The following is a 5,858-nucleotide window of genomic DNA, read 5'->3' as shown; positions in this document are numbered from 1 at the left end:
GTTCGGGGTTACGGGGGGGGGGGGGCGAGAAGAAACTGGAGAGGTCCTGAGCGCGGCTCTGGGGGCTCCGTCTCCCCCTGGGGGCCCCGCCCCCCCGGCCTTGCCGTTCCCGGACGCGCGCCGGAGACCGGACTCTCACCGATCTCTTACCGTCATCCACTAGCGTGCGCCGCCGGTCCGGTACTTACGCACCACATTCGTTGGAGGCACGGGGGAATGAAGATCGACTGGGACCGGCGTACGTGTGCCCGCAAGGGCCACGTCACCTATGCGCCGGACGATCCGCGCCTGCGGGTGCGCCTGCACGCCGAGACCGCGCTCGGGGAGGTCTGGCGCTGCCTGCGCTGCGGCGACTTCGTGCTCGGCGAGCCGCACGGCTCGGGACCGGCCGACCACGCGCCCCTCGTGCCGCGCGGCAAGGTGCTGCGAGACCTGTTCATCCTGCGCTTCCTGGCGATCGAGCGGGCGGTGCGCGGCGTGTTCATCGTGCTGGTCGCGCTGGCGGTGTGGAAGTTCAGCAACAGCCAGCACTCGGTGCGCAGGCTCTTCGACGAGTACCTCGACGTCTTCCGGCCGGTCTTCCGCCACTTCCACTACGACCTCGACCACTCACCGGTCGTCGGCACCATCCAGAAGACCTTCGGCTACAAGCACGACACCCTGTTGCTGGTCGCCGGACTGCTGCTCGCCTACGCCCTGATCGAACTCGTCGAGGCGGTCGGCCTCTGGTACGCCAAGCGCTGGGCCGAGTACCTCACGGTGGTCGCCACCGCCGCGTTCCTGCCGCTGGAGATCTACGAACTCACCGAGCACATCAGCTGGTTGAAGATCGCGACCCTGGTCCTCAACATCCTCGCCGTGCTCTACATCGCCCTCGCCAAGCGCCTGTTCGGCCTGCGCGGCGGCCGCCGGGCCTTCGAGGAGGAACGCGAGAGCGCGTCCCTGCTGGAGGTCGAGGAGTCGGCGGGCGTCCCGGCGGGAGCCGCCTAGGGCCCACGGGGCCGCACCCTCACTCCTTTCGCCGCACCTGCCCCAAATGCTTTGACCCCCGCACCCGTCCGGCCCCAGGCTGGACGGGCCCGGGACCGACGGTCGAACGCAGGGAGGCGTCCATGGGGGACGACGAGGTGCAGCTCCTCAGCTCGGACGAGTACCGGCGCAGGTACGGCGCGGAGCGCGAGCCCTCGCCGCTGTCGCTGGACCGGATCAACGAGCTCTTCCAGGAGTTCCTGATCGCCGTAGCGCGGCCCGCGCAACCCGACGCGGACGGCCACCGCGACCTCGCGCGGCGGCTGCGCGAGCACCTCGGCTCGGCGCCCACCGACCGCCCGGTGGTCAAGGCCGCGTACCCGCCCTACGACCTGCCCAACGTCCACCTCGCCCTGGAGCGCTGGTTCGCCGCGGACGGCCGTTCCTTCGAGCTGGTCGGCATGCGCGGCGCCCAGCACCGCGGCGAGCTCACTCTCGGCGACATCATCGAGGCGGCCGACCGCTACGACCGCTTCGTGATCGGCGCCGTCGACTACGCCCATCTGCCCGTCTCGCCCGACGAGGAACTGGCCTGCGTCTCCTGCGGGTTCTACCTCGGCGTCGCGGACGGCGAGCGCTTCGCGATCCTGCTGCGCGGCCCGCAGGACGAGTACGGACGCAACAAGGTCGAGCTGGAAGTCCTGGCCGGCGACAAGGAGTTCGCCGACCGCCTGCTCGCCGAGGTCGACGGCCTCGTGCGCGCGCACAGCATCTTCCGCGGCCAGGTGCTCTCCTTCGAGGGCTCCCAGTTCGGCCACGGCCTCGGCCCGTTCCGCTTCCACCGCCGCCCGGGTCTGACCCGCGAGGACATCGTGCTGCCGGCCGGGCTCCTGGAGCGGGTGGAACGGCAGGTCGTGGGCGTGGCCCGCCGCCGCGAGCAGCTGCGCGCCGCCGGCCAGCACCTGCGCCGCGGCCTCCTGCTCTACGGTCCTCCCGGCACCGGCAAGACCCACACGATCCGCTACCTCCTCTCGTGCCTGCCGCAGTTCACGGTGGTGGTCCTGTCCGGCGAGAGCATCGACGCGATCGGTCCCGCCTGCGCCCTGGCCCGGATGCTGCAGCCCGCGCTCGTCGTGCTCGAGGACTGCGACCTGATCGCCGAGGCCCGCGACCACGGCGCGGGCGAACAGCCCCTGCTCTTCCAGGTGCTGAACGAGATGGACGGCCTCGGCGACGACGCCGACGTCGCGTTCCTGCTCACCACCAACCGCGCCGACCTGCTGGAGCCGGCCCTCGTGCAGCGCCCGGGCCGGGTCGACCTCGCCGTGGAGATCCCGCTGCCGGACGCGGACGGCCGCGCGGCCCTGCTCGCCCTCTACGGCGCGGGACTCGGCCTCGGCCGGGAGGTCGCCGAGGAGGTGGTGTCCCGCACCGAGGGCACGACGGCCTCCTTCACCAAGGAGCTGGTCCGCCGCGCCGTGCTGATCGCGGCGGAGCGCGAGGCGCCGCGCACCGAGGCGGCGGACGTCCGCGAGGCCCTCGACGAGCTGCTCTCCGACCGCGACCGGCTGACCCGGCGGCTGCTTGGGGTGCGGCCGGGCGAGGACGAGGACTGGTCCGAGGCGGGCGACGAGGACGACGAGGACGACACGGAGGAGTACGGGGGCCCGCCCTCGGGGGAGTGGCTGCTGGGCCCGCGCCCGGGCCCGTCGCCGTACTGACGCATCGGCCGTTGCCCTGACGTCGGCGTCAAGGATTACCGTCGAGGACATGCGAATCGGCGAGCTGGCCGCACGGGCCGGGACCACGACGCGAACGCTCAGGTACTACGAGTCGCGCGGTCTGCTGCCCGCGCGGCGCGGCACGAACGGCTACCGCACCTACGACGAGAGCGACCTGAAGCTGCTGCGGCAGATCAGGACGCTCCAGGACTTCGGGTTCGACCTGGAGGAGACGCGGCCGTTCGTGGAGTGCCTGCGGGCCGGGCACCCGGAGGGCGACTCCTGCCCGGCGTCGCTCGCGGTCTACCGCCGCAAGCTGGACGAGCTCGACGCGCTGATCGGCGAGCTCAAGGCCGTGCGGGCGACGATCGCCGTGCGGCTGGCCTCGGCCGACGAGCCGCCGTTGTGCGAATGGGGAGGGCAGGAACTGTGATCGATGTGACCGACGAGGATTTCACGGCGGAGGTGATCCGCTCCGAACTGCCGGTGCTGGTGGAGTTCACCGCGGACTGGTGCCCGCCGTGCCGGCAGATGGGGCCGGTCCTGCGCGCCCTGGCCGACGAGGAGGCCGGCCGCCTGAAGGTGGTGCAGCTGAACGTGGACAGCAATCCGACGACCACGAACGCCTACAAGGTGCTGTCGATGCCGACGTTCATGGTCTTCCGCGGTGGTGAGCCGGTGCGCTCGATGGTCGGCGCCCGGCCCAAGAGGCGGCTGCTGGAGGAGCTGGCGGACGTCCTCTGACCCGCGCCGCGCATAAAGAAATCCCCCGGGCAATTGCGCCCGGGGGATTTCTTTGCGTATATTCAATGATTCGCGACTTCAAAGAGATTGGGTCGCGGAGAAGTTCACTGAACGCAGTATATCCGGGTGGGAGCGGAATTGTCAAACACCGAATATCCAGACGATGAAATGCAACACGAGCAGGAATTCATCGACGGGCTGTACGCGCGCGTGGACGCCCTGCGCGGCGACACCGAGGCGGGCGTCACGGACGCGCTCGGGCAGGGCAACACGCCCATGCAGGCCCGGCTGGAGCGGGACATCCTCGTCGCCGAGCGCTCGGGCCTGCTCGCGGCGCTGAACGCGGTGGACGGATCACTCTGCTTCGGCCGGATCGACCTCACCGCGGGCGAGACCCACCACATCGGCCGCATCGGACTGCGCAGGGACGACGCCGAGCGCACCCCGATGCTGATCGACTGGCGCGCGAACGTCGCCCGCCCCTTCTACCTCGCCACCGGCCACACGCCGATGGGCCTGCGCAGGCGCCGGCACATCACCACCGAGGGCCGTACGGTCACCGGCCTGCACGACGAGATCCTCGACCTCGGGGACCGGGAGCGGACCGGGCACGAGGACCCGACCGGGGACGCCGTGCTGCTCGCCGCGCTCGACGCCGCGCGCACCGGCCGGATGCACGACATCGTGCAGACCATCCAGGCCGAACAGGACGAGATCATCCGGGCGCCGCACCGCGGGGTGCTGGTGGTCGAGGGCGGCCCGGGCACCGGCAAGACGGCGGTCGCGCTGCACCGGGCCGCGTACCTGCTCTACGAGCACCGGGAGCTGCTCGCCAAGCGGGCCGTTCTCATCGTCGGGCCCAACCCCGCCTTCCTCGGCTACATCGGCGAGGTGCTGCCCTCGCTCGGCGAGACCGGTGTGCTGCTCGCGACCGTCGGCGAGCTGTTCCCCGGCGTGAAGGCGACCGCGAGCGACCCCCGGGAGGCGGCCGCGGTGAAGGGCCGCGCCGGCATGGCGGACGTGCTCGCCGGGGTCGTGGCCGACTGGCAGGCGCTGCCCGACCCGGTCATCGCGATCGAGCACGACCGCGAGATCCTGATGCTCGACGACGGCCTGGTGAAGGTCGCCCGCGAGCGCACCCGGGCCGCGAAGCTGCCGCACAACGCGGCCCGCGAGCACTTCGAGGGCCACATCCTCAACACGCTCACCGAGCTCTACGCCGAGCGCGTCGGCACCGACCCCTTCGACGGGACGAACCTGCTCGACCCGGCCGACATCACCCAGATCCGCGACGAGATCGCCGAGAACCCCGAAGTGTGGGCGGCCATCGACCAGTTGTGGCCGCGGCTGACCCCGCAGCGCCTGGTCGCGGACTTCCTCGCCGACCCCGTCGGCCACCTCCCCGACGAGGACGCGGCCGCCGTACGCCGGCCGGTGACCCGGGAGTGGACGGTGTCGGACGTGCCGCTGCTGGACGAGGCCGCCGAACTGCTCGGTGAGGACGACCGGTTGCGGCGGGCGCTGGCGGAGCGGGAGCGCGAGACGCAGATCGCCTACGCGCAGGGCGTGCTGGACGTCTCGTTCGCCTCGCGCACCTACGAGTTCGAGGACAAGGACGAGGAGGACTCCGAGGTCCTGTCCGCGCACGACATCATCGACGCCGAGCGGTTCGCCGAGCGGCAGGAGGAGGACGACCACCGCAGCGCCGCCGAGCGCGCGGCGGCCGACCGGACCTGGGCGTTCGGGCACATCATCGTCGACGAGGCGCAGGAGCTGTCGCCGATGGCGTGGCGGATGCTGATGCGGCGCAGCCCGACCCGCTCGATGACCCTGGTCGGCGACCCGGCGCAGACCGCGGAGGCGGCCGGCGTCGGCGCGTGGTCGGACATCCTCTCCCCGTTCGTCGAGGACCGCTGGGAGCACACCCGGCTCGGGGTCAACTACCGCACCCCGGCCGAGATCATGGAGGTCGCGGCGGCGGTGGTACGGGCCGAGCAGCCGGACTTCACGCCGCCGAGCTCGGTGCGGTCCACCGGCGTACGGCCCTGGGCGCGCGCGACCGACGACCTGCCCGGCGCCGTCGCCAAGGCGGTGGGGGAGCTGACGCCCGCGGAGGGCCGGCTCGCGGTCATCGCGCCGCGGCATCTGCACCGGCGGCTGGCCGCACGCCTGGACGGGGTGACGGCGGGGGCGGAACCCGACCTGACGCACACCGTCGTCCTCCTGGACCCGCGCCAGTCGAAGGGGCTGGAGTTCGACTCGGTGCTGGTGGTGGAGCCGGGGCTGTACGGCACGAGCGACCTCTACGTGGCGCTCACCCGGGCCACGCAGCGGCTCGGGGTGGTGCACAGCCGGGCGCTGCCGCGGGCCTTGGCGACCGCGTTGGCGTGAACGGGGGCCGCGGCCGCGCGCGCCGGCCAGGCG

5 protein-coding genes are annotated in these 5,858 nt (G+C 72.2%); all 5 read left to right on the top strand.

Annotation, left to right across the window (positions count from 1 at the left end):
- Positions 1-216: 216 nt before the first annotated feature.
- The 5 genes from ACFU97_RS45520 to ACFU97_RS45500 all read left to right on the top strand — a co-directional run bounded on the left by ACFU97_RS45520 (position 217) and on the right by ACFU97_RS45500 (position 5,825).
- Complete coding sequence (locus ACFU97_RS45520; RefSeq protein ID WP_384269065.1) at positions 217-990, top strand: DUF2127 domain-containing protein; 774 nt, start codon at positions 217-219, stop codon at positions 988-990.
- Positions 991-1,112: 122 nt separating this feature from the next.
- Positions 1,113-2,690, top strand: a complete 1,578-nt coding sequence (locus tag ACFU97_RS45515) for an AAA family ATPase (protein WP_384269062.1) — start codon at positions 1,113-1,115, stop codon at positions 2,688-2,690.
- A gap of 49 nt (positions 2,691-2,739) precedes the next feature.
- Positions 2,740-3,123 (top strand): MerR family transcriptional regulator, encoded by a 384-nt coding sequence (locus ACFU97_RS45510; protein ID WP_384269060.1) that lies wholly within the window; start codon positions 2,740-2,742, stop codon positions 3,121-3,123.
- The gene (locus ACFU97_RS45505) at positions 3,102-3,434 is read left to right on the top strand and encodes a thioredoxin family protein (protein WP_384269057.1); all 333 of its coding nucleotides are present in this window, start codon (positions 3,102-3,104) and stop codon (positions 3,432-3,434) included. Before ACFU97_RS45510 ends, ACFU97_RS45505 begins: the two co-directional genes overlap by 22 nt.
- Positions 3,435-3,602: 168 nt before the next feature.
- Positions 3,603-5,825 carry a HelD family protein gene (locus ACFU97_RS45500; RefSeq protein WP_384269055.1) on the top strand — a complete coding sequence of 741 codons (2,223 nt, stop codon included), beginning with the start codon at positions 3,603-3,605 and terminating at the stop codon, positions 5,823-5,825.
- Positions 5,826-5,858 lie beyond the last annotated feature (33 nt).

The organism is Streptomyces sp. NPDC057616, from assembly GCF_042800575.1.
GTDB lineage: Bacteria > Actinomycetota > Actinomycetes > Streptomycetales > Streptomycetaceae > Streptomyces.
This window is presented reverse-complemented; position numbering and strand designations above follow the sequence as displayed.

Bases quoted from the DNA above. Each gene is read 5' to 3' on its own strand.
- ACFU97_RS45520 (WP_384269065.1), top strand. From the start codon at position 217: ATGAAGATCGACTGGGACCGGCGTACGTGTGCCCGCAAGGGCCACGTC.
- ACFU97_RS45515 (WP_384269062.1), top strand. From the start codon at position 1,113: ATGGGGGACGACGAGGTGCAGCTCCTCAGCTCGGACGAGTACCGGCGC.
- ACFU97_RS45510 (WP_384269060.1), top strand. From the start codon at position 2,740: ATGCGAATCGGCGAGCTGGCCGCACGGGCCGGGACCACGACGCGAACG.
- ACFU97_RS45505 (WP_384269057.1), top strand. From the start codon at position 3,102: ATGGGGAGGGCAGGAACTGTGATCGATGTGACCGACGAGGATTTCACG.
- ACFU97_RS45500 (WP_384269055.1), top strand. From the start codon at position 3,603: ATGCAACACGAGCAGGAATTCATCGACGGGCTGTACGCGCGCGTGGAC.